The sequence below is a fragment of the Lactobacillus amylolyticus genome, assembly GCF_003999355.1.
GTDB classification, from domain to species: Bacteria; Bacillota; Bacilli; order Lactobacillales; family Lactobacillaceae; genus Lactobacillus; species Lactobacillus amylolyticus.
The window spans coordinates 1,127,034-1,148,016 of sequence record NZ_CP031835.1; the positions used below are offsets into that span (position 1 = coordinate 1,127,034).

12 protein-coding genes, 28 tRNA genes and 4 rRNA genes are annotated in these 20,983 nt (G+C 42.0%); all 44 read right to left on the reverse strand.

Annotated elements, in window-relative coordinates; translation table 11 throughout:
* Nucleotides 1-5 precede the first annotated feature (5 nt).
* Nucleotides 6-926 (reverse strand): PTS system mannose/fructose/sorbose family transporter subunit IID, encoded by a 921-nt coding sequence (locus D0Z64_RS05735; protein ID WP_127345731.1) that lies wholly within the window; start codon nucleotides 924-926, stop codon nucleotides 6-8.
* Between the two features lie 27 nt (nucleotides 927-953).
* Nucleotides 954-1,766, reverse strand: coding sequence for a PTS mannose/fructose/sorbose transporter subunit IIC (locus D0Z64_RS05740; protein ID WP_127345732.1), 813 nt, complete (start codon nucleotides 1,764-1,766; stop codon nucleotides 954-956).
* A gap of 18 nt (nucleotides 1,767-1,784) precedes the next feature.
* Nucleotides 1,785-2,795 (reverse strand): PTS sugar transporter subunit IIB, encoded by a 1,011-nt coding sequence (locus tag D0Z64_RS05745; protein WP_127345733.1) that lies wholly within the window; start codon nucleotides 2,793-2,795, stop codon nucleotides 1,785-1,787.
* Nucleotides 2,796-2,981: 186 nt separating this feature from the next.
* Nucleotides 2,982-3,054 (reverse strand) — tRNA-Asn (locus D0Z64_RS05750).
* A 13-nt stretch (nucleotides 3,055-3,067) separates the two neighbouring features.
* Nucleotides 3,068-3,184 (reverse strand): 5S ribosomal RNA (gene rrf, locus D0Z64_RS05755).
* A gap of 59 nt (nucleotides 3,185-3,243) precedes the next feature.
* Nucleotides 3,244-6,142: ribosomal RNA gene (locus tag D0Z64_RS05760) — 23S ribosomal RNA — on the reverse strand.
* Nucleotides 6,143-6,343: 201 nt separating this feature from the next.
* A 16S ribosomal RNA gene (locus tag D0Z64_RS05765) occupies nucleotides 6,344-7,907 on the reverse strand.
* The 16S, 23S and 5S rRNA genes sit together here with 1 tRNA gene alongside, the layout of an rRNA operon.
* A 448-nt stretch (nucleotides 7,908-8,355) precedes the next feature.
* Entirely contained in the window at nucleotides 8,356-8,892 is a 537-nt protein-coding gene (locus tag D0Z64_RS05770; protein ID WP_080881682.1) for a hypothetical protein, read from the reverse strand.
* A gap of 106 nt (nucleotides 8,893-8,998) precedes the next feature.
* Nucleotides 8,999-9,454, reverse strand: a complete 456-nt coding sequence (gene smpB, locus D0Z64_RS05775; protein WP_080881683.1) for an SsrA-binding protein SmpB — start codon at nucleotides 9,452-9,454, stop codon at nucleotides 8,999-9,001.
* A gap of 12 nt (nucleotides 9,455-9,466) precedes the next feature.
* Complete coding sequence (gene rnr, locus D0Z64_RS05780) at nucleotides 9,467-11,791, reverse strand: ribonuclease R (RefSeq protein WP_127345734.1); 2,325 nt, start codon at nucleotides 11,789-11,791, stop codon at nucleotides 9,467-9,469.
* Nucleotides 11,792-11,858: 67 nt separating this feature from the next.
* Entirely contained in the window at nucleotides 11,859-12,092 is a 234-nt protein-coding gene (secG, locus tag D0Z64_RS05785; RefSeq protein ID WP_006352581.1) for a preprotein translocase subunit SecG, read from the reverse strand.
* A 52-nt stretch (nucleotides 12,093-12,144) separates the two neighbouring features.
* Nucleotides 12,145-14,223 (reverse strand): LTA synthase family protein, encoded by a 2,079-nt coding sequence (locus tag D0Z64_RS05790; RefSeq protein ID WP_127345735.1) that lies wholly within the window; start codon nucleotides 14,221-14,223, stop codon nucleotides 12,145-12,147.
* A gap of 80 nt (nucleotides 14,224-14,303) precedes the next feature.
* Entirely contained in the window at nucleotides 14,304-15,329 is a 1,026-nt protein-coding gene (locus tag D0Z64_RS05795; protein WP_127345736.1) for a lysylphosphatidylglycerol synthase transmembrane domain-containing protein, read from the reverse strand.
* Complete coding sequence (locus D0Z64_RS05800) at nucleotides 15,330-16,373, reverse strand: glycosyltransferase family 4 protein (protein ID WP_006352578.1); 1,044 nt, start codon at nucleotides 16,371-16,373, stop codon at nucleotides 15,330-15,332.
* Nucleotides 16,366-17,538, reverse strand: a complete 1,173-nt coding sequence (locus D0Z64_RS05805; RefSeq protein ID WP_080881687.1) for a glycosyltransferase family 4 protein — start codon at nucleotides 17,536-17,538, stop codon at nucleotides 16,366-16,368. The genes D0Z64_RS05800 and D0Z64_RS05805 overlap by 8 nt, the downstream gene beginning before the upstream one ends.
* Before the next feature lie 119 nt (nucleotides 17,539-17,657).
* Nucleotides 17,658-17,742: transfer RNA gene (locus D0Z64_RS05810), tRNA-Leu, on the reverse strand.
* A 37-nt stretch (nucleotides 17,743-17,779) separates the two neighbouring features.
* Nucleotides 17,780-17,850 (reverse strand) — tRNA-Cys (locus D0Z64_RS05815).
* Nucleotides 17,851-17,870: 20 nt separating this feature from the next.
* Nucleotides 17,871-17,942, reverse strand: a tRNA-Gln gene (locus D0Z64_RS05820).
* Nucleotides 17,943-17,949: 7 nt separating this feature from the next.
* Nucleotides 17,950-18,022 (reverse strand) — tRNA-His (locus tag D0Z64_RS05825).
* Nucleotides 18,023-18,035: 13 nt separating this feature from the next.
* A tRNA-Trp gene (locus D0Z64_RS05830) sits at nucleotides 18,036-18,106 on the reverse strand.
* Between the two features lie 5 nt (nucleotides 18,107-18,111).
* Nucleotides 18,112-18,193: transfer RNA gene (locus D0Z64_RS05835), tRNA-Tyr, on the reverse strand.
* A 7-nt stretch (nucleotides 18,194-18,200) separates the two neighbouring features.
* Nucleotides 18,201-18,273 (reverse strand) — tRNA-Phe (locus D0Z64_RS05840).
* A gap of 6 nt (nucleotides 18,274-18,279) precedes the next feature.
* A tRNA-Asp gene (locus tag D0Z64_RS05845) sits at nucleotides 18,280-18,353 on the reverse strand.
* 3 nt (nucleotides 18,354-18,356) lie between these two features.
* A tRNA-Met gene (locus D0Z64_RS05850) sits at nucleotides 18,357-18,430 on the reverse strand.
* Between the two features lie 6 nt (nucleotides 18,431-18,436).
* A tRNA-Ser gene (locus D0Z64_RS05855) sits at nucleotides 18,437-18,525 on the reverse strand.
* A 32-nt stretch (nucleotides 18,526-18,557) separates the two neighbouring features.
* A tRNA-Glu gene (locus tag D0Z64_RS05860) sits at nucleotides 18,558-18,629 on the reverse strand.
* A 176-nt stretch (nucleotides 18,630-18,805) separates the two neighbouring features.
* Nucleotides 18,806-19,291, reverse strand: a complete 486-nt coding sequence (locus D0Z64_RS05865) for a YoaK family protein (RefSeq protein WP_335621973.1) — start codon at nucleotides 19,289-19,291, stop codon at nucleotides 18,806-18,808.
* A 191-nt stretch (nucleotides 19,292-19,482) separates the two neighbouring features.
* Nucleotides 19,483-19,571 (reverse strand) — tRNA-Ser (locus D0Z64_RS05870).
* 2 nt (nucleotides 19,572-19,573) lie between these two features.
* Nucleotides 19,574-19,648 (reverse strand) — tRNA-Ile (locus D0Z64_RS05875).
* A gap of 4 nt (nucleotides 19,649-19,652) precedes the next feature.
* Nucleotides 19,653-19,723, reverse strand: a tRNA-Gly gene (locus D0Z64_RS05880).
* Between the two features lie 23 nt (nucleotides 19,724-19,746).
* Nucleotides 19,747-19,819 (reverse strand) — tRNA-Phe (locus tag D0Z64_RS05885).
* Nucleotides 19,820-19,825: 6 nt separating this feature from the next.
* A tRNA-Asp gene (locus D0Z64_RS05890) sits at nucleotides 19,826-19,899 on the reverse strand.
* 3 nt (nucleotides 19,900-19,902) lie between these two features.
* Nucleotides 19,903-19,976, reverse strand: a tRNA-Met gene (locus D0Z64_RS05895).
* Between the two features lie 13 nt (nucleotides 19,977-19,989).
* Nucleotides 19,990-20,063, reverse strand: a tRNA-Ile gene (locus D0Z64_RS05900).
* A 12-nt stretch (nucleotides 20,064-20,075) separates the two neighbouring features.
* A tRNA-Met gene (locus D0Z64_RS05905) sits at nucleotides 20,076-20,149 on the reverse strand.
* Nucleotides 20,150-20,177: 28 nt separating this feature from the next.
* A tRNA-Pro gene (locus tag D0Z64_RS05910) sits at nucleotides 20,178-20,251 on the reverse strand.
* Between the two features lie 6 nt (nucleotides 20,252-20,257).
* Nucleotides 20,258-20,331: transfer RNA gene (locus tag D0Z64_RS05915), tRNA-Arg, on the reverse strand.
* Nucleotides 20,332-20,339: 8 nt separating this feature from the next.
* A tRNA-Leu gene (locus D0Z64_RS05920) sits at nucleotides 20,340-20,425 on the reverse strand.
* 9 nt (nucleotides 20,426-20,434) lie between these two features.
* Nucleotides 20,435-20,506 (reverse strand) — tRNA-Gly (locus D0Z64_RS05925).
* A gap of 11 nt (nucleotides 20,507-20,517) precedes the next feature.
* A tRNA-Thr gene (locus D0Z64_RS05930) sits at nucleotides 20,518-20,590 on the reverse strand.
* 25 nt (nucleotides 20,591-20,615) lie between these two features.
* Nucleotides 20,616-20,697: transfer RNA gene (locus D0Z64_RS05935), tRNA-Leu, on the reverse strand.
* 13 nt (nucleotides 20,698-20,710) lie between these two features.
* A tRNA-Lys gene (locus tag D0Z64_RS05940) sits at nucleotides 20,711-20,783 on the reverse strand.
* Between the two features lie 2 nt (nucleotides 20,784-20,785).
* A tRNA-Val gene (locus tag D0Z64_RS05945) sits at nucleotides 20,786-20,858 on the reverse strand.
* Between the two features lie 4 nt (nucleotides 20,859-20,862).
* Nucleotides 20,863-20,979: ribosomal RNA gene (gene rrf / locus D0Z64_RS05950) — 5S ribosomal RNA — on the reverse strand.
* Nucleotides 20,980-20,983 lie beyond the last annotated feature (4 nt).

The window sequence follows — 20,983 nt, forward strand, 5'->3', positions numbered from 1 at the left end:
TTAGATTAAAGAATTCCCCATACGTGGAAGAGAACACCGATAACGAAGATACCAATGATGATCCAGATTGGTGAAACTTTCTTCTTTAACAACCACATGCAGAGGAAGGTTAAAAGAAGACCAGCTAAACCAGGAATCAATGAATCCAAGTTATTTTGCAAAGTAGTAGTCTTAGTCTTAGTTAATGACATACCATTGCCCATGTTCCATTGAAGCAAAGCTTGTTGGATACCTTTACCACCGGCAGGAAGCTTGTCCCATTCGATGTAACCACCCTTTTGAATAGGGGTTTGAGAAATGATTGGAGTAAATTTAATATTTACCCAACGTTCAATTAAAGCACCCAAAACGAACATACCCATCATGGAAGCTCCACGAGTTACCTTTTGAAGCAAACCACCTGACATGTCGCTGGTAATAGCAGAACCAGCCTTGTAACCAAATTCTTGTGTGTACCATAAGAATGCAAGTCTGATTAAGTTCCAAAGTAAGAAGAACAAGATAGGACCAAGGACATTACCATTCACGGCCATTGATGCACCTAAAGCACCAAGAATTGGACGAACAGTGTACCAGAATACAGGGTCACCAACACCGGCTAAAGGTCCCATCATACCAACCTTAACACCTTGAATAGCTTCATCTTCAACTGGAGCACCATTGGCTTTATCCTCTTCCAAAGCCAAGGTAACACCAATAACTGGTGATGCTAAATATGGGTGAGTGTTAAAGAATACCAAGTGTCTTTGCAAAGCAGCAACTAAATCCTTCTTATTTGGATATAACTTTCTAAGTGCTGGGATCATTGAGTAGACCCAACCACCGTTCTGCATTCTTTCATAGTTCCATGAACCTTGAAGGAACTGTGAGTGCAACATAACGTTAAAGCGATCACGCTTAGTTAATTTAATTTTCTTATCAGCCATTATAAAAATCCTCCTCTAAGCGTCTTTTTAATAGTCATCAATAATATCGCCGAGTGGATCACCGGTGTCATCGCTGCCAGAGTTAGAACCACATTTGCCACCCTTTGATTCAAGTGCTAAGTACATCAAAGCAAGTGACAAGCCGATAACACCAAGGGCAATCAAAGTTAAGTCTTTAACTGCGGCTAATGCAAAACCGATAGCGAAGAATGGCCATACTTCTTTAGAAGCCATCATGTTAATAACCATTGCATAACCAACGGCTACAACCATACCACCACCGATAGACATACCTTCATTCAACCATTGTGGCATCATTGCAAGCCATGATCTTACGACACTTGAAGGAATAGCTAAAAGAAGTGCAGCTGGGATAGCAATTCTCAAACCTTGCAAACATATAGCAATCCATTGCCATAAGTTGATCATACGCCAGTTGCCTTTCTTAGCTTGTGCGTCCATAATGTGAACGATAGCAGTAGAAATAGTACGTACAATCATAGTTAAGAACAAACCAGCTACGGCCAAAGGAATGGCGATACCTGTAGCAGTACCGATACCCTTTGTTCCTTGTCCACCTTCAACCAAAATGATAGCTGAAGCAACTGAAGCCAAAGCAGCATCTGGTGCAACAGCGGCACCAATGTTTGCCCAACCCAAGGCGATCATTTGTAATGTACCGCCTAACATAACACCTAAAGTTAAGTTACCGGTTACTAAACCGATTAAAGTACATGCAACCAATGGTTGGTGGAATTGCCATTCATCCAAGATACCTTCCATACCAGCAAGAAAGGCAACAACCACTACCAAAATCATTTGTATAGCGTTTAATTCCATTTGTTTTTCTCCTAAATATTATTTCTTTTGTTCATCAAGTAAACTTTGTGCTTTGTTCAAAATAGCGTCCATGTTACCTGGATTATCAGATGGAACCTTACGTACATCGAATTTAACGCCTAACTTTTCAAGTTCGCGGAAAGTATCAACGTCCTTTTGGTTCATTGATAATACGTTGTTGGCGTTTACGTCGCCTTCCTTGTATGCCATTGAACCAACATTAATAGTCTTAAGATCAATGCCACCCTTGATAGCACGTAAAACGTCTTCTGGATTTTCAAACAACAGAAGTGCGTGAGTATTACCAAATCTAGGGTCTTTTGCGATTTCTACCATCTTCTTTAATGGAACAACGTGAGCTTTAACACCTGCAGGTGCAGCTTCACGAATCATACTCTTACGCAACTCATCTTTAGAAACGCTGTCAGAAACAACAATTACACGATCAGGGTGCAATTGTGGAATCCAACCGGTAGCTACTTGTCCGTGAAGTAAACGTGAGTCAATTCTAGCCAATACAATTTTAATATGACCATCACCGATCACAGTTCCTTCTGGAATAGCTTTCTTTGGAGCTGAGCTCTTGCCTTCCGCCTTTGCTGGTGCAGCTGAACTCTTAGGCATTAAATCACTTGGTTTAGTCTTAATACCATCTTTAGCTGGATCAACAATAGCAGTAGCAATATCATGCGCAGTTGCATTAGCATTGGTCATTCTTTCGGTCAATGCTTGTACTACCATTGGTAAATTCATACCACTTACAATAGCCCATTTGTCGGCATGCTTTTCAAGAAGTCCGTTGGCTTGGTTGAATGGCGTACCGCCCCATAGGTCGACAAGAAACAATACTTCATCTTGGTTATCGAATGAAGCAATTGCTTTTTCCATTTTGCCACGAATGTCATCTGGACCTTCATCAGGTTTCAAAATGACATGAGCAAAATCGCTTTGTTCACCGAAAAGCATTTGTGCAGATTGTGCAATACCATCGGCGAAACCACCATGGCTGGCTAAAACAATTCCTACCATGTTATTTCCTCCTCTAGATCAATCTAATGAATCCGCTTTATATTATACAAGATTTACAAGGGGGTATTACAACGCTTTCATGAAAATTATTTAGTTTTTATAAAATTTATTAATGTTTTGTTATTTTAAAAAAGAGCACAAAAAAGAGACGCTCTCGCGTCCCTCTTCCCTTCTTATTCCGCTTAGCTCCGGCTGTCAGACTCGAACTGACGACATCTTGATTAACAGTCAAGCGCTCTACCAACTGAGCTAAGCCGGAATATTAAAAAAGAGCACGGCAGCTGCCTACCCTCGCAGGCAGTTTCCCACCAACTACTCTCGGCGTTAAGAAGCTTAACTTCTGTGTTCGGCATGGGAACAGGTGTATCCTTCTTGCTATCGCCACCGTACTCTTTCTTGAGCTTCCACGCTCAAAACTAAATACATTCCAAGCTCCAACCTCTGAGCTTTGGTCAAGTTCTCGACTGATTAGTACTGGTCCGCTCCATTCTTCGCAGAACTTCCACTCCCAGCCTATCTACCTCATCGTCTCTGAGGTGTCTTACTGCTTTCGCATTGGAAATCTCATCTTGAGGGGGGCTTCGCACTTAGATGCTTTCAGCGCTTATCCCTTCCGCACATAGCTACCCAGCGATGCCTTTGGCAAGACAACTGGTACACCAGCGGTGCGTCCATCCCGGTCCTCTCGTACTAAGGACAGCTCCTCTCAAATTTCCTGCGCCCACGACGGATAGGGACCGAACTGTCTCACGACGTTCTGAACCCAGCTCGCGTGCCGCTTTAATGGGCGAACAGCCCAACCCTTGGGACCAACTTCAGCCCCAGGATGCGACGAGCCGACATCGAGGTGCCAAACCTCCCCGTCGATGTGAACTCTTGGGGGAGATAAGCCTGTTATCCCCAGGGTAGCTTTTATCCGTTGAGTGATGGCCCTTCCATACGGTACCACCAGATCACTAAGTCCGACTTTCGTCCCTGCTCGAGCTGTCTCTCTCGCAGTCAAGCTCCCTTATACCTTTACACTCTGCGAATGATTTCCAACCATTCTGAGGGAACCTTTGAGCGCCTCCGTTACACTTTAGGAGGCGACCGCCCCAGTCAAACTGCCTACCTGACACTGTCCCTGGCCCGGCTTACGGGCCTAGGTTAGAGCATCCATCAAACAAGGGTAGTATCCCAACATCGCCTCCAGTAAGACTAGCGTCCTACCTTCTCTGGCTCCTACCTATCCTGTACATGTTTAACAGATACTCAATATCAAGCTACAGTGAAGCTCCATGGGGTCTTTCCGTCCTGTCGCGGGTAACCCGCATCTTCACGGGTATTATAATTTCACCGAGTCTCTCGTTGAGACAGTGCCCAAATCATTACACCTTTCGTGCAGGTCGGAACTTACCCGACAAGGAATTTCGCTACCTTAGGACCGTTATAGTTACGGCCGCCGTTTACTGGGGCTTAAATTCGTACCTTCGCCGAAGCTAAGCACTCCTCTTAACCTTCCAGCACCGGGCAGGTGTCAGCCCCTATACGTCGTCTTACGACTTTGCAGAGACCTGTGTTTTTGATAAACAGTTGTTTGGGCCTATTCTCTGCGGCTGATCTCTCGATCAGCACCCCTTCTCCCGAAGTTACGGGGTCATTTTGCCGAGTTCCTTAACGAGAGTTCTCTCGCTCACCTTAGTGTTCTCCACTTGACTACCTGTGTCGGTTTGCGGTACGGGTACGTTCTCTCTGGCTAGAAGCTTTTCTTGGCAGTGTGACTCTTGCACCTTCGCTACTTTAACTTCGCTCCTCCTCACGACTTGCCCTTAGAAGCAAGCATTTTACTCGCTCCCAGGCTTATCGCTTGAACATGGCATTCCAGCGCCATGCGTGCTTCGCCTCCTGCGTCCCTCCTTCGCTCTTAACGATTAAACGCAGTACAGGAATCTCTACCTGTTATCCATCGGTTACGCCTCTCGGCCTTGCCTTAGGTCCCGACTTACCCTGGGCGGACGAGCCTGCCCCAGGAAACCTTAGTCTTCCGGCGGATAGGATTCTTACCTATCTTTCGCTACTCATACCGGCATTCTCACTTCTAAGCGCTCCATCTGTCCTCTCGATCAGACTTCTCCGCTCTTAGAACGCTCTCCTACCACGTGCTCTTTAAAACACGTCCACAGTTTCGGTACTATGCTTAGCCCCGGTAAATTTTCGGCGCAGAGCCACTCGACTAGTGAGCTATTACGCACTCTTTGAATGATGGCTGCTTCTGAGCCAACGTCCTAGTTGTCTACGCAACTCCACATCCTTTTCCACTTAGCATAGATTTGGGGACCTTAACTGGTGATCTGGGCTGTTTCCCTTTCGACTACGGATCTTATCACTCGCAGTCTGACTCCCGTGTATGGATATCTGGAATTCGCAGTTTATCTGGATTTAGTAACCCCTGACGGGCCCCTTGTCCAAACAGAGCTCTACCTCCATTATCCTCTCCACGAGGCTAGCCCTAAAGCTATTTCGGAGAGAACCAGCTATCTCCAAGTTCGTTTGGAATTTCACCGCTACCCACAACTCATCCCCGCAATTTTTAACTTACGTGGGTTCGGTCCTCCAGTGCGTTTTACCGCACCTTCAACCTGGTCATGGGTAGGTCACTTGGTTTCGGGTCTACACCGCACAACTTCTCGCCCTCTTCAGACTCGCTTTCGCTCCGGCTCCGTCTTTTCTGACTTAACCTCGCTGCACAGCATAACTCGCCGGTTCATTCTACAAAAGGCACGCCATTACACTTTAATGTGCTCTGACTACTTGTAGGCACACGGTTTCAGGTTCTCTTTCACTCCCCTTCCGGGGTTCTTTTCACCTTTCCCTCACGGTACTGGTTCACTATCGGTCACTAGCTAGTATTTAGCCTTGCGAGATGGTCCTCGCGGATTCAAACGGAATTCCTCGTGTTCCGCCCTACTCAGGATCCTGCCGGCGCTCGCTGGATTTCGCTTACGGGGCTCTCACCCTCTCTGGCCTACCTTCCCAGGTAGTTCTGCTATCCTTTGAGCTGCCTTGCGCAGTCCTACAACCCCCGCTGATAAATCAACGGGTTTAGGCTCTTTCCTCTTCGCTCGCCGCTACTAAGGAAATCGATTTTTCTTTCTCTTCCTGCAGCTACTTAGATGTTTCAGTTCGCTGCGTCTTCCCTTACATGCCTTAACAGCATGCAATGATGCATCTCCTGCACCGGGTTCCCCCATTCGGACATCTCCGGATCTTAGCTTACTTACAGCTCCCCGAAGCTTTTCGCAGTTCGTTACGTCCTTCATCGGCTTCTAGTGCCTAGGCATTCACCGTGCGCCCTTTTCTACTTGACCTTACTCAAGAATCTCTCTTCTCGGTCGCTCTTCAATCTCTTCTTTGATTGTCTCGGTTTTTGCTTGGATTGTATTCAGTTTTCAATGTGCTAACTCTGAGAGCTAATGCCCTCAAAACTAAACAAAGTTTCTCAGTGTGCTTCCGCTTGCTTTGGATACTTCTCTTAGTATTTCTACTCTCCATATCCGCTGCTTCCTTAGAAAGGAGGTGATCCAGCCGCAGGTTCTCCTACGGCTACCTTGTTACGACTTCACCCCAGTCATCTGCCCTGCCTTAGACGGCTCCTTCCCGAAGGTTAGGCCACCGGCTTCGGGCATTGCAGACTCCCATGGTGTGACGGGCGGTGTGTACAAGGCCCGGGAACGTATTCACCGCGGCGTGCTGATCCGCGATTACTAGCGATTCCAGCTTCGTGCAGTCGAGTTGCAGACTGCAGTCCGAACTGAGAACAGCTTTCAGAGATTCGCTTGCCTTCGCAGGCTTGCTTCTCGTTGTACTGCCCATTGTAGCACGTGTGTAGCCCAGGTCATAAGGGGCATGATGACTTGACGTCGTCCCCACCTTCCTCCGGTTTGTCACCGGCAGTCTCATTAGAGTGCCCAACTTAATGCTGGCAACTAATGACAAGGGTTGCGCTCGTTGCGGGACTTAACCCAACATCTCACGACACGAGCTGACGACAGCCATGCACCACCTGTCTTAGCGTCCCCGAAGGGAACTCCGTATCTCTACGGATTGCGCTAGATGTCAAGACCTGGTAAGGTTCTTCGCGTTGCTTCGAATTAAACCACATGCTCCACCGCTTGTGCGGGCCCCCGTCAATTCCTTTGAGTTTCAACCTTGCGGTCGTACTCCCCAGGCGGAGTGCTTAATGCGTTAGCTGCAGCACTGAGAGGCGGAAACCTCCCAACACTTAGCACTCATCGTTTACGGCATGGACTACCAGGGTATCTAATCCTGTTCGCTACCCATGCTTTCGAGCCTCAGCGTCAGTTACAGACCAGAGAGCCGCCTTCGCCACTGGTGTTCCTCCATATATCTACGCATTCCACCGCTACACATGGAGTTCCACTCTCCTCTTCTGCACTCAAGAAAAACAGTTTCCGATGCAATTCCCCGGTTAAGCCGAGGGCTTTCACATCAGACTTATTTCTCCGCCTGCGCTCGCTTTACGCCCAATAAATCCGGACAACGCTTGCCACCTACGTATTACCGCGGCTGCTGGCACGTAGTTAGCCGTGACTTTCTGGTTGATTACCGTCAAATAAAGGCCAGTTACTACCTCTATCCTTCTTCACCAACAACAGAGCTTTACGATCCGAAAACCTTCTTCACTCACGCGGCGTTGCTCCATCAGGCTTTCGCCCATTGTGGAAGATTCCCTACTGCTGCCTCCCGTAGGAGTTTGGGCCGTGTCTCAGTCCCAATGTGGCCGATCAGTCTCTCAACTCGGCTATGCATCGTTGCCTTGGTAAGCCGTTACCTTACCAACTAGCTAATGCACCGCGGGTCCATCCTTTAGCGACAGCTTGCGCCGCCTTTCAAGCAAGTGCCATGCAGCACTTGTTGTTATCCGGTATTAGCACCTGTTTCCAAGTGGTATCCCAGACTTAAGGGCAGGTTACCCACGTGTTACTCACCCATCCGCCGCTCGCTTCCGAAACGTCACTACCGAAGTAGATCTGTTAGTTCTGCTCGCTCGACTTGCATGTATTAGGCACGCCGCCAGCGTTCGTCCTGAGCCAGGATCAAACTCTCATTTTTTAAATAATCGTTTTTAAGATCTTTGTCTCAAAATTTATTGCTTGCGAATTGACTTCGCTTTTTGTTTGGGTTTTTACACCCGCACACTTTTAGCGAAACTTTGTTCAGTTTTCAAAGTACTAGCTCCGTCTGCTTTGTGCAGACGACTTTTTTTACTTTAGCAGATGTCCTGTTCTCTGTCAAGAACTTTTTCACCCGCGCCGTCGTGCTTTTGCCCGACGACAGTTTTATATATTACCCGCACTTCCTCGTTTCGTCAAATCCTCCTTTTAGTTCGTCTTATCCATGAAACACTTGGCTGTGTTGTAATTGCTTAAAGGCCTAAAAAGATCACAAAGCTAAGTATCTTAAATTAAGATACTTAAAAAGTTCGTAATAGTCGAACTTTATTTTTGATTTATACACAAAATTTTTTCAAAAAATTTTTTAAAAAATAAAAAGCGAGGTTTTAACCTCGTTTTTGATAGCCTACACATGGACATCTCAAGCCTTTAATAGCCAAAACATGTCTTTTCAATTCATTGGAAATTTCCAAAAAATCTCTATCGCAGCCATGAATAACCTGACAAAATAGCTTTTCATATATTTCTTCGGCTACACGATTGAGCTCAACCGTCGAAATTCCATCATTATCCATCGCAAATCTATGAATTATTTCTTTTAAGTCTTTAATTAAACGATGCTTTATTATCAAACGTTCGCTATGTTTTCGCTGATTATAGAGCCACAAATAGAACTGATGGTTCTTATACAGCATCCGCAAACAATTCTCTAATGCACGATCAATTAGTCCATTATCCGCATGTGACATTCCAATCATCATATCATTGCGCAAAATCAAATATATTATATCCGTAATCGAATTATACATACTGTAAAAACTATTACGACCAATCTTTTGACTTTTGCAATAATCACTAACAGTGATCCTAACTTTTCCCATTTGCCAAAATTCTAAAGCAATTTCTTTCTCACGATTTCTCATTTCTTTTCCTCCTTATCGTGGGAAGTATTTAAATGTATCAATTATTTTAGGTTTTGACAAGTATTTATAGTAAAAATCTATAAAAAAGCATGTGCTAAACTCATGCTTAAACACGATATTTTCTGCGAATTTCACGTTCTTGATCACGCTTTTTAATCGTTTCGCGCTTATCGTACTGTTTCTTACCTTGCGCTACCCCAATTAACACTTTAGCAAAACCATGCTTCAGATATACCTTTAGCGGAATGATAGTTATTCCTCTTTCTTCTGCAGCCTTGGCTAAACGTCTGATTTCATTTTTATGCAAAAGAAGACGGCGACTCCTTAACGGATCATGATTGTAACGATTTCCTTGCTTATATTCACTGATATGAACATTTTCGAGAAAAGCGGAACCATCAATAATTTGTACATATCCATCTTTCAAAGTAATTCGCCGTGCCCGAACAGATTTAATCTCAGTTCCAGTCAAAGCAATTCCAGCTTCTAGTGTTTCCTTAATAAAATAATCATGTCGTGCTTTTCGATTTTGCGCAAGTAAATTTTCGTTTTTTTCTTTCATCAAAAATCAGTCCTAACGTCTTCCTGAACGACTGCGTCCGTTTCGATTGTGGCCGCGACTATTGTGAAAATTTCTGCCGCCACGATGACCATGATTATTGTTAAAGCCACGATTTCCACGTTGCTTATTACTTATCCCTCGATCATTATGTTTATGCTTTGGTGCATTTGGATCATAGACCTCAAAATCAAGCTGGTGCTGCTCAACATTTGCATTAATAAGCGTAACTTTAATTGGCATACCGATCTTATATTGCTTATGGGTCCCGCGACCAGTCAAAGTTAATGATTTTTCATCAAAACTATAGAAATCATCAGTTAAGTTGGAAATATGGATTATTCCTTCAACCGTATTTGGCAATTGAATAAACATCCCAAAACTAGTCACTGATGAAACTACAGCATCAAAATGTTGACCGACCTTATCTTTCATGTATTCAGTCATTTTAAGATCATCAACTTCACGCTCTGTATCAATTGAGACTCTTTCCTGCGTTGAAGTCTGATCAGCAACATCTGGCAAATAGCTAGCAAAATGCTTCTGTACGTCTTCGCCCATGCCTTGATCTGCATAAGCATGAATCATACGGTGTACCATCAAATCTGAGTAACGCCGAATTGGTGAAGTAAAGTGGGTGTAATATTGTGCGGCCAAACCAAAGTGACCCAAATCTTGTTCAGCATAATGTGCCTGCTTTAAACTACGCAGCATCATCGTCTGAACAACTGCTTCTTCAGGAGTTCCCTCAGTCTTAGTTACGACTTTTTGCAAATCAATTGGTTTAACATTGTTGGGATCAGCCTTGATGTTCAAACCAAAGGCACTGCAAAACTCGAAAAAGCTTTTAATTCTTTCGCCATCTGGAGTTTCATGAACACGATATAAAAATGGCACGTGCTTACGATAATAATCTTCAGCTACGGTTTCATTTGCCATTAACATAAACGATTCGATCATCTTTTCGGCAGTACCGCGTTGATGAAGGGCGATATCAATTGGCTTGCCTTGATCATCAACAATAATTTTTGCTTCTGGTTCTTCAAAATCAATAGCACCACGAGCATGACGCTGTTTGTACAAAACTTTATGCAATTCGGCCATTTCTTGAAGCATCGGACGCAATTTGACATATTTATCTTCTAAACCATCCATTTCCCCAGCCAAAGTCTTATTAACTTTGTTATAGGTCATTCGACCATGTGAGCGCATGACAGATGGATAAATCTTATAGCCTACACGTTTACCTTCTGGGGTAATTTCCATGTCACAGGACAAAGCAAGACGGTCTACGCCTTCATTTAACGAACAAATTCCATTTGATAAACGAAATGGCAGCATTGGAATAACTCGGTCAACTAAATATGTACTGTTGCCGCGAGCAAATGCCTCTCTATTTAAAGGTGAATTTTCTGTTACATAATGAGAAACATCGGCAATGTGGACACCCAAGTGATAGTTGCCATTAGGCAATTTCCACAAAACGACAGCGTCATCAAAGTCTTTGGAATCATCCCCGTCAATTGTGACAGCAGGTTGATCGGTAATATCTACTCTACCCTTTCTTTCCTCATCAGTAACATGATCAGGAATTTCATTTGCCTGTTTCATTGCATCTTCAGGCCATTCAACGCGTACGTCATGGGCAGCAACAATAGACATGATATCAACGCCTGGATCATTTTTATTACCAATAATGTTGATAATGGCACCAGTCATAGAATCCGGATTATCTTTGTCAGGATAGTTTTTGATTGAAACCTTAACCATGTCGCCCATTTGGGGTATCAATCCATTTTCACTGACGTAAACTCGATAATTATGCAGTTTCTTATTGCTGCTTAAAACGTAGCCAATAAAATGACTGGTTTTTACTTGCTCATCAGTTAGAGGATGGAATTCACCCACCAAACTTTCGAGACCATGTTCAATAATCTTAGTTACTTGTCCTTCTGGTCCCTTGCCGTTCCATGGATTGCCACCTGCTGTAATCTTTACTTCAACGCGGTCTCCATCCACAGCATAATCAGTAAAGTCTTTTTGAATGAAAATATCATCAGCATCTTCATCATCTAATCTAACAAAACCAAATCCTTTATCGTTGGCTCTGAATTCACCTTCAACAATAGTGTTTTCTTGTGCTAATTGATATTGTCCTTTTCCGTCAGTAATAATTTTCTTTTCATGTTCTAAGTAAGACAAAGCTTTGATCAGTTCAGTAAAATTGCCTAACCGATCCCTTCTTGCCATTTTTTCAATTTGATCTACTCGAAATTGTTTTTGCGGATTATGGCGAAAAATTTCTAAAACGCCGGCCAAAATTCGTTCGTTTTGTGCCATTCTTTTCTCCGTTTCTAAAAAATATTAAAAAAAGCCTCCCAACTTCTGTGATCGGGAGGTACAAACTTTATTTTGAAGACATATATGCCAATACAATAGCTAAGGCGAAAAATAAAACCAACAAAACTGCAGTTACTTTTTCCATAAATGCTTCAAAACCACGTTTTTTGGTTTGACCACTAAAGACTGCACCGCCAGATAAAGCGTTCAATGCATCTTGTTGTTTCTGTGGCTGCATCATTGTAGCGATAATGATAAGAATCGAAACAATGATAATAAGTGTCATAAATAGATTATACACAACGATGCCTCCATTACTCGGTTAGGATTACTGATCAATTTTATCATAAAAATCATTTCTTTGCAGATTTATTTTTCAATTCTGGTGCATCAGTCTTAAATTCTGATTGAGTAGATTTCTTATGATTCTTATACCAAAGCGACGTTTTAATCTTTGAAGAGAAAAGTTTCTTCAAGCTTTCAGTCTTGTTATAGTTATAATCTTTTGTTTTTACTTTAGTAAACCATGATGGCTTATAGAAGCGCAGTAAATTACCGGTGATAACACGGTCTGACAAGGATAGCTGGGTAGTTACCTTGTTAGAAATTGCTGTCAATTTTGCTTTTAATTTTTTGCTTGGATGCTTAATTTCAACGCCGGTCTTAGTGTAGTAATAATTGCCTGTTACTTTTGCATACTCTGGCGTAATGAAATCGCCGTTTCTTTGTGCAACTATCTGTGGCGCATCTTTGCTCAACAAGTCATGTCCGAATTGAATGGTTCCTTTGTCATTTACTCCTAATAAGTTTAACAGTGTTGGCAAAACATCGATTTCACCACCATAAGTGTGATCGATTTTACCTTTAAGCCCCTTCATATGGAACATCAACGGAACACGCTGGAAGTTTAAATTGTCAAAATCATTGAAACTATCTTTACCAAGAAGCTGTGCTGAAGCCTTATGGTGATTGCCTGAAATTCCGTAGTGATCACCATAAAACATGATTAAAGTATTTTTATCCAGTCCAGTCTTCTTCATCCATTTCATTAATTGACCAATAGCTTGATCTAAATAGTGAGCAGTTTGAATATAGCCATCGACGGTTTCATCCCCAGTGTTGGTCTTGGAAATGGTTTGATTTTGTTTGTCCAAGTTATAAGGATAGTGGTTGGTAACAGTAATCATCTTTAAATAAAATGGCTGCGGTAAACGTTCAATATATTTAATTGATTGCTGGAAGAAAATTTTATCTTTTAGTCCATATCCTAAATAATAGCCAGATTTATTGTTGTAATAGCTAAGTGGCATAAAGTATTGATAACCAAAAGATTTGTATGCATTATTTCGATTCCAGAATGATCCTTCACCACCATGCATTACGGCAGTAGTATATCCTGCTTCTTGATGCAAAATTGCCGGGGCACTTTCAAATGTATTTGAAGTACCATAACTGGACATAGCTGAACCAGATTGTAAGCCGTAGAGTGAATTTTCAAGCATCATTTCCGCATCAGAAGTTTTACCTTGACCAACCTGATTAAAGAAATTATCGAAGCTAATTGTATCTTTAGCATGATAAATCCTATTCAAGTTAGGAGTAACTTCCTTGCCTTTCCACTTGAAGCCGATTAAAAATTGCTGGAAACTCTCCAAGTGAATTACCAAGACATTTTTTCCTTTAGCAACGCCTGTATACTCAGGATTTGGTTTGACGTAATTTGCTTTCAAATAGCGTTGAACGGATTTTAAATCGTTAACGTTGGCTTTTGCCATTTGAGCACTGGCTTGGGCGGTCTTAAAACCGTCATAAACTGCATATTCATTGATGCCAAGATATTTGACAATATAGTTGTTATCAAAGGTTCTTGTTAATAGTCCTGAACGATCATGCTGTGCCATCATTAAGTTCAGCCCCATTAATGATAAAGCCAAAAATTCAATTAAAAAGTTGATTCTAAGCTTTAAAGGTCGAATATCAATTCTAATTACTTTAGTCAAAAGCAGAATAATTACTAAAGCCACATCGGCAAAGGCCAAGAAATCGCTGCCTAAAGTTATGCCAACGATACTTTTGCCTAAATTATCTGAAGTTGACCCCGATGTTTTAATAATCGAGAAAGATAGAAAATTAGAAAATTCACGATAATACAAAATATTGGCGAACAACCAAAGACTGAGCAAAAAATCAATCGTCAAAATTATCCAATATGATTTTCGTCCTTTAAAAAACAGTCCAATTCCTAAAAGCAGCATTCCCGCAGGAATTGGATTTAAGAGAAGCAGGAAGTTTTGCATTGAACCCACTGCACCTAAACTAAATTTTGTTAAATAGATAAAGTAGGTTTTCAGCCAAAACAAAACTAAAACGATGGTAAAAAAGCCGAGCTTTTCATGAGTTAGCCATCGCAAAAAAGATTTTGTACGTGCCATTTTTCTCCTCCTATTTGCTATCTAATTTTACTACGCTTAATTTGACTAAAAACAAACCAGATAGTGAATTTCGGTAAAATTTAATTATCTTCAGCACTTTTTATTTTTTCAGGTTTAAAAATCCAACCGAAGATACCTAAGATCATGCCAAAGAAATAAGTTGCAAAGCGCCATAAAAACATCCCTAAAACAAGAGAACCACTGCTGGCAACAAATGTTGAGAATAGAGTTTGAAAACTATATTCCGCACCACCTGAAGCCCCTGGAATGGGGATAATTGCCATAAACATGATGATCATGATATTCATTTGCGTTACAGCAAACCATGAAGCATGAACGTTTAAGGAAACTAACACCATAAAGGGAATTGAATAGAAACACAAAAGTTGAAGGATTGTTAACAAAGTTGCTAAAATTAACTTCTTTTTTTCATGTTTTAGTTTCTGGCTTTCGGCATAAAACGTTTCAATTTTTTCCATTGTAGCCTGGCGCCATTTTTCCACCTTTTCAGCATTTATAAATCTAGCTAACAGATTCATTAGCCAATTAGTTGCCTTTTTTGTCCAATTGTAAGCAAACATAATTGCCAATAAAAAAAGCGTTGAGCATACATGGAGCAATAGGCCAATGACTATAAAAATTGCCAGACCTGCAAACTTGGTAGCGACCATGTGAAAACCAAAGACAATTGTAACAATATAAGACAAAAAAACTATAACCTGATAGATGATAAACTTCATCAATAATAGCGAAGTTGCTCGTCCACCTTCAATTCCCATTTGAACCATCGCGGCCAATTGTGAAGGCTGGCCCCCTGTAGATAATGGCGTTATGGCATTGAACAATGCCTGAATAATTGGAATTCTGAAAAATGACCATTTTGATCTTTTAGGTTCATTTTTTCTCTTAGCTAGGGTTGCTAAAATTCCAGCTTCAAAAACATATGATAAAAGCATCAGCAGAAAAATCCCGGCAAAAGCCCACCAGTTCATTCCTTGTACTGCTTTAGCAATCTGGTCAACGGGAGTTGATTTTAAATCCGTATAAAGTACAAGGGCGCTGATCATTAAAACAATCAGTATGCCCCATAAATGCTTTTTATTCATTTAGTGAATTTGTCCTAACTTTTTTCCAAGTTCATATTGCTCGTGATAAAAATCATTCCAAATCTTAGCTAGATGTTCTTCTGAATATTGCGCACTCGCCTGTTCAGATAAAGCCTGATATTTCTTCAACAGACTTTTATCCTTGATTGCTTGTCTTAATTGGGCATTCATTTCATCAAAATCCTGCCCCTTCATGTAATAGCCATCAATAATCGCTTTATATAAATCCAAATCCCGCAATAAAACTGGCGTACCACAACTAAAGGCTTCTAAAACCGACATTGGGAATAATTCATCAAAAGATGGCAATAAAAATAAATCAGCAATATTCAGGTAATCGACCAACTTTGCTCGATCAACAATCCCCGTAAACTTTAAATTCTTAGGAGGATTATCAACCAATTCCTTGTAATGATTATAGCCATCCGTAATCTTGCCAAATGAAAAGCCACCTGCCCAAATAAATTGTACGTCTGGGTTGGCTTCTGCCATTTTGGCAAAGTCATCCACGCCTTTTCTTTGCTGCACTTGACCATCGCCAAATACGACGAATTTATCTAACGGAATGCCCAATTGATGACGAAATGCATTTTTCTTGGTTAAGGGCTCAGTATAAAATTCTTCTCTTGAAACAAAGTTAGGAATATATTTTACTTTATCGCGTTTAATTCCGTATTTAACTAATTTATCAATAAAAATTGGATTAACTACGACAATCTGATCCATTCTTTTATAAAAATCAATGACGTAATTATAGAATACTTTTTTAGCAAAACCTGGTAGTTTAATTGAGCCTTCCAATGTGTCAGGCAAGAAATGAACATAGCCAATTTTTCGTCCACGAGCAGGAGAAAAACTGTTTGCATAATATGTCGGATTGATCGTGTGATAGTGAGTTAAATCACTATTGCCATATTTATTAATCGTTACATAAAATTCATCAGTTAAATCTTTTCTCAGCAAGTTAATTAGCTCGTTATAGGCAGAACCAACACCCTGCCCTTTAACTGTATCAGCTTGAGAAAACATATTAATTCTAATCATTTAGTTCCTTTTCCTGCTTTTCCTGATAGTTTGCAATAGCATAATCATAAAAATCGTGAACTTCTGTTGCAAAATGATCGGCAGAAATTTGATTTAATTTTTCTTCTAATTCAGTTTCAGGAATATCTTGATGTCCCTGTTTAAGATAATTCAAAATATCTGTCAGCATCTCTTCACGCGTTGTAAATACTTTACCTAAAGTGCTGTTATCAAAAACATGCTCTGTATAATCGGTATCATAAACAACACATTTTGTACCAGACGCTAAAGCTTCAATATAAGTTAACCCTTGCGTTTCCGTATCACTTGCTGAAACAAACAAGTCAGCCATCCGATAAAAATTGCCAACATCTCCATGTTCGACATTGCCAGCAAAAATAACGGAATCTTCTAAAGTTAATCGTTCAACCTGTTCTTTTAAAATATCAACATCAGGACCATCACCAGCGATCACTAGCTTTACATCTGGGATCTGTTCTACGATATCGGGCATGACATTTAAAATTCGATCAATTTTCTTTTCTGCAGCTATTCGACTTAACGTCAAAATCACAGGTGCTGTAGCAGAAATGCCTAAATCCTTTCGTACATCCCGTTTAGCGTTGGCATTCATGGCTGCAATATCTACTCCGGTTGGAATAACCCTCATCGGAATTTTAACGCCATAGCGGGTTAAAAGGTCCTTTACGCGAACACTGGGTGCAATCACACCATCCATATTTTTTAAATAGCCTTTAGTAAATTGCTTAACATGGTAAGGTCTCAGTAAGTGCCCATTTAAAACATAATGGAGATAATCCTCATACATCGTATGATAAGTATGAATTGCGGGAATTTTTAGTTGATGTGCTACATATTTCCCAATCATCCCCAAAGCAAATTCAGTTTGAGTGTGAACTACATCTAGCTTAACTTCTTTAGCAACTTTTACGGCTTCAAAAAAACCCCGAAAAGCAATTCTTCTTTCTTTAAAAGAAACAAAGGGGATGCTGCTAAAACGAAAGATGTTTGGCTCCACTGTTCCCTTTTTAAGATTCGGGTCAGTTGTAGTAAAAATAAAAACATTGTGCCCCTGTTTTTCCAGAGCATCTTTTAAAGTTTTAATCGATGTAGCTACTCCGCTAATTTGCGGATAATATGTATCGGTGAAAAGACCAATATTCATCTAAATACCTCCGTATATAGGTATTATAGAGATTATAAGCAATATTAGCAATTTATATTAAAAAATATAAATATTTTATCAACAAAAAAAGATCTAGCTATGGCTAGATCTTATAAAGATAGCGGTGATCGGGGTCGAACCGATACGTCCTAAACGGACACCAGATTTTGAGTCTGACGCGTCTGCCAATTCCGCCACACCGCCATGATATTAATTTATTCAGCTTATAACAGCTGGTTAAAGGCGGGGGTCGGACTCGAACCGACGATTAAGGTTTTGCAGACCTCTGCCTTACCACTTGGCTACACCGCCATGAGCTTATTATTAACAAATTGGGATAACTGGATTCGAACCAGTGCATGTTAGAGTCAAAGTCTAATGCCTTACCGCTTGGCTATATCCCAATATTAGGGCGGAATGTGGGATTCGAACCCACGCATGCCGGATCCACAAACCGGTGTGTTAACCCCTTCACCAATTCCGCCATGAAGGTTAAACAGGGATAGTAGGAATTGAACCCACATCAGCGGTTTTGGAGACCGCTGTACTACCATTATACGATATCCCTATTAATGGAGGAGGGTGGATTCGAACCGCCGAACTCAGAGAGAGCGGTTTTACAGACCGCCGCGTTTAGCCACTTCGCTACTCCTCCGGGCTGATGGCGCGGGACGGAATCGAACCGCCGACACAAGGAGCTTCAATCCTTTGCTCTACCAACTGAGCTACCGAGCCATCTTACGGTCCATGTCGGATTTGAACCGACGATCTTCTCCGTGACAGGGAGACGAGATAAACCACTGCTCCAATGGACCAAATTGCGGGAGCTGGATTTGAACCAACGACCTTCGGGTTATGAGCCCGACGAGCTACCAGACTGCTCCATCCCGCGATATTAAGGAGGATGTGGGATTTGAACCCACGCGCGAGCATAACCCGCCTGACGGTTTTCAAAACCGTTCCCTTAAGCCACTTGGGTAATCCTCCATAGCTTATGAATGCCTGTATTAAACTGGCAATGACCCGTACGGGATTTGAACCCATGTTACGGCCGTGAAAGGGCCGTGTCTTAACCACTTGACTAACGGGTCATTAAGTCTTGCTTAATTAACGCAGAGTACTTAATTATAATAACTGATTGCGGGTCAATTGTCAAATGTTTTTTTTGAAATCTTTTAACAAATGATCAAATTATTCATTGCCCCTCGACAACGATAACTATATTACAGGATATTTTTAGTTTATGCAAGCCTTTTTTGCAACTTTTTTATTTTTCTGACCTATACTTCTGTTTAACTAATACTCCATATGCAATATTTGCCATAATCAAAATCATATTTGCAATCCAAATAGTTCTAATGCCTAAACATTTTTGCATTAATGCTGAAATTAACGCTCCGAATGTGAATGAAAGAACAATAATTAAATAGTCTTTACCACTTGCTCTTTGACTCTCATCATCAAGTATATAAAATTGACTCCAAGATAAAACCGTCTTACGTAAATTTCCAGATGTAAATACATTACTGTACCCTAACCCATCTATTTTTCTAAAAGTCCCACTCTGCATAGCCATACATAAAGCAAGCAAAGGCACTATGTAATAATTAGGTACGCTAACGGGAATAAAGCCTACTATGGTTGAAATAACCAGAAGCGGCACCATTTCGATTATTCGCCAATAAGGACTTCTAGTCTTCGAATGAATTAAAACTACAAAAAAAGGCCCAAAATAAATCCTAGGATAGTTAATCCTCTATTTAATATACCTGATACGTTTCCATTTGCTAGAGATTTATTGAATCCCCCAAAAGGTTAAAGCGGTTGCTATTTGGATCTTTTGAGCAATCTTGTTCTCAGGTTTAATATCCATTTTCAATTTCCAATCTTTCTTAACCAGCAAAAAAAGAACCTTGCCTAAGCAAGATTCTTTATTCAACAATACGGAGTAGGAGAGATTCGAACCCTCGCGCCGGGAAACCCGACCTACGCCCTTAGCAGGGGCGCCTCTTCAGCCACTTGAGTACTACTCCAATGGGCCTAAATGGACTTGAACCATCGACCTCACGCTTATCAGGCGTGCGCTCTAAACCAGCTGAGCTATAGGCCCAAAAAGCGGGTAACGAGAATCGGACTCGCGACTAAAGCTTGGAAGGCTTTCGTTTTACCACTAAACTATACCCGCAACTTATCAAAGTACAAAACGAATGGCGCGGGACGGAATCGAACCGCCGACACAAGGAGCTTCAATCCTTTGCTCTACCAACTGAGCTACCGAGCCATCTTACGGTCCATGTCGGATTTGAACCGACGATCTTCTCCGTGACAGGGAGACGAGATAAACCACTGCTCCAATGGACCAAATTGCGGGAGCTGGATTTGAACCAACGACCTTCGGGTTATGAGCCCGACGAGCTACCAGACTGCTCCATCCCGCGATAATATTCACTATGGACCTTGTAGGACTCGAACCTACGACAGGACGGTTATGAGCCGTCTGCTCTAACCAATTGAGCTAAAGGTCCAAGCTTACAAAATAGCGGCGGGGGGGATCGAACCCTCGACCTCCCGGGTATGAACCGGACGCTCTAGCCAGCTGAGCTACACCGCCAAAACCTTTTGTAACCTGTAGATTACAATCGGGAAAACAGGATTCGAACCTGCGACCCCCTGGTCCCAAACCAGGTGCTCTACCAAACTGAGCCATTTCCCGTAAACATGCGCCCTGAAGGATTTGAACCTTCAACCTTCTGATTCGTAGTCAGACACTCTATCCAGTTGCGCTAAGGGCGCATCACTAGTGCCGAGGACGAGAGTCGAACTCGTACGGTTGAAACCAACCGCGGGATTTTAAGTCCCGTGCGTCTGCCAATTCCGCCACCCCGGCATAAGTGAAAGCGGAAGACGGGATTCGAACCCGCGACCCCCACCATGGCAAGGTGATGTTCTACCACTGAACTACTTCCGCAAAATATAAAATGCCGATTATACGACTTGAACGTACGACCCTCTGTTTACAAGACAGATGCTCTACCAACTGAGCTAAATCGGCATAAATGTCAATATGTGGTTGGCAATACGGGTGGTGGGGCTTGAACCCACACGTCCGAAAACACTAGAACCTAAATCTAGCGCGTCTGCCAATTCCGCCACACCCGCAAAATTAGGGTCATGAGCCGTGAGGGACTTGAACCCTCGACCCACGGATTAAAAGTCCGTTGCTCTACCAACTGAGCTAACGACTCGATGGAGGATACAGGGCTCGAACCTGTGACCTCCTGCTTGTAAGGCAGATGCTCTCCCAGCTGAGCTAATCCTCCATAAGCACGGCAGCTGCCTACCCTCGCAGGCAGTTTCCCACCAACTACTCTCGGCGTTAAGAAGCTTAACTTCTGTGTTCGGCATGGGAACAGGTGTATCCTTCTTGCTATCGCCACCGTACTCT

Coding starts and splice junctions, on each gene's coding strand:
- rnr (WP_127345734.1), bottom strand. CDS start 11,791: ATGGCACAAAACGAACGAATTTTGGCCGGCGTTTTAGAAATTTTTCGC.
- D0Z64_RS05735 (WP_127345731.1), bottom strand. CDS start 926: ATGGCTGATAAGAAAATTAAATTAACTAAGCGTGATCGCTTTAACGTT.
- D0Z64_RS05745 (WP_127345733.1), bottom strand. CDS start 2,795: ATGGTAGGAATTGTTTTAGCCAGCCATGGTGGTTTCGCCGATGGTATT.
- D0Z64_RS05800 (WP_006352578.1), bottom strand. CDS start 16,373: ATGATTAGAATTAATATGTTTTCTCAAGCTGATACAGTTAAAGGGCAG.
- D0Z64_RS05740 (WP_127345732.1), bottom strand. CDS start 1,766: ATGGAATTAAACGCTATACAAATGATTTTGGTAGTGGTTGTTGCCTTT.
- D0Z64_RS05770 (WP_080881682.1), bottom strand. CDS start 8,892: ATGAGAAATCGTGAGAAAGAAATTGCTTTAGAATTTTGGCAAATGGGA.
- D0Z64_RS05795 (WP_127345736.1), bottom strand. CDS start 15,329: ATGAATAAAAAGCATTTATGGGGCATACTGATTGTTTTAATGATCAGC.
- D0Z64_RS05805 (WP_080881687.1), bottom strand. CDS start 17,538: ATGAATATTGGTCTTTTCACCGATACATATTATCCGCAAATTAGCGGA.
- D0Z64_RS05790 (WP_127345735.1), bottom strand. CDS start 14,223: ATGGCACGTACAAAATCTTTTTTGCGATGGCTAACTCATGAAAAGCTC.
- smpB (WP_080881683.1), bottom strand. CDS start 9,454: ATGAAAGAAAAAAACGAAAATTTACTTGCGCAAAATCGAAAAGCACGA.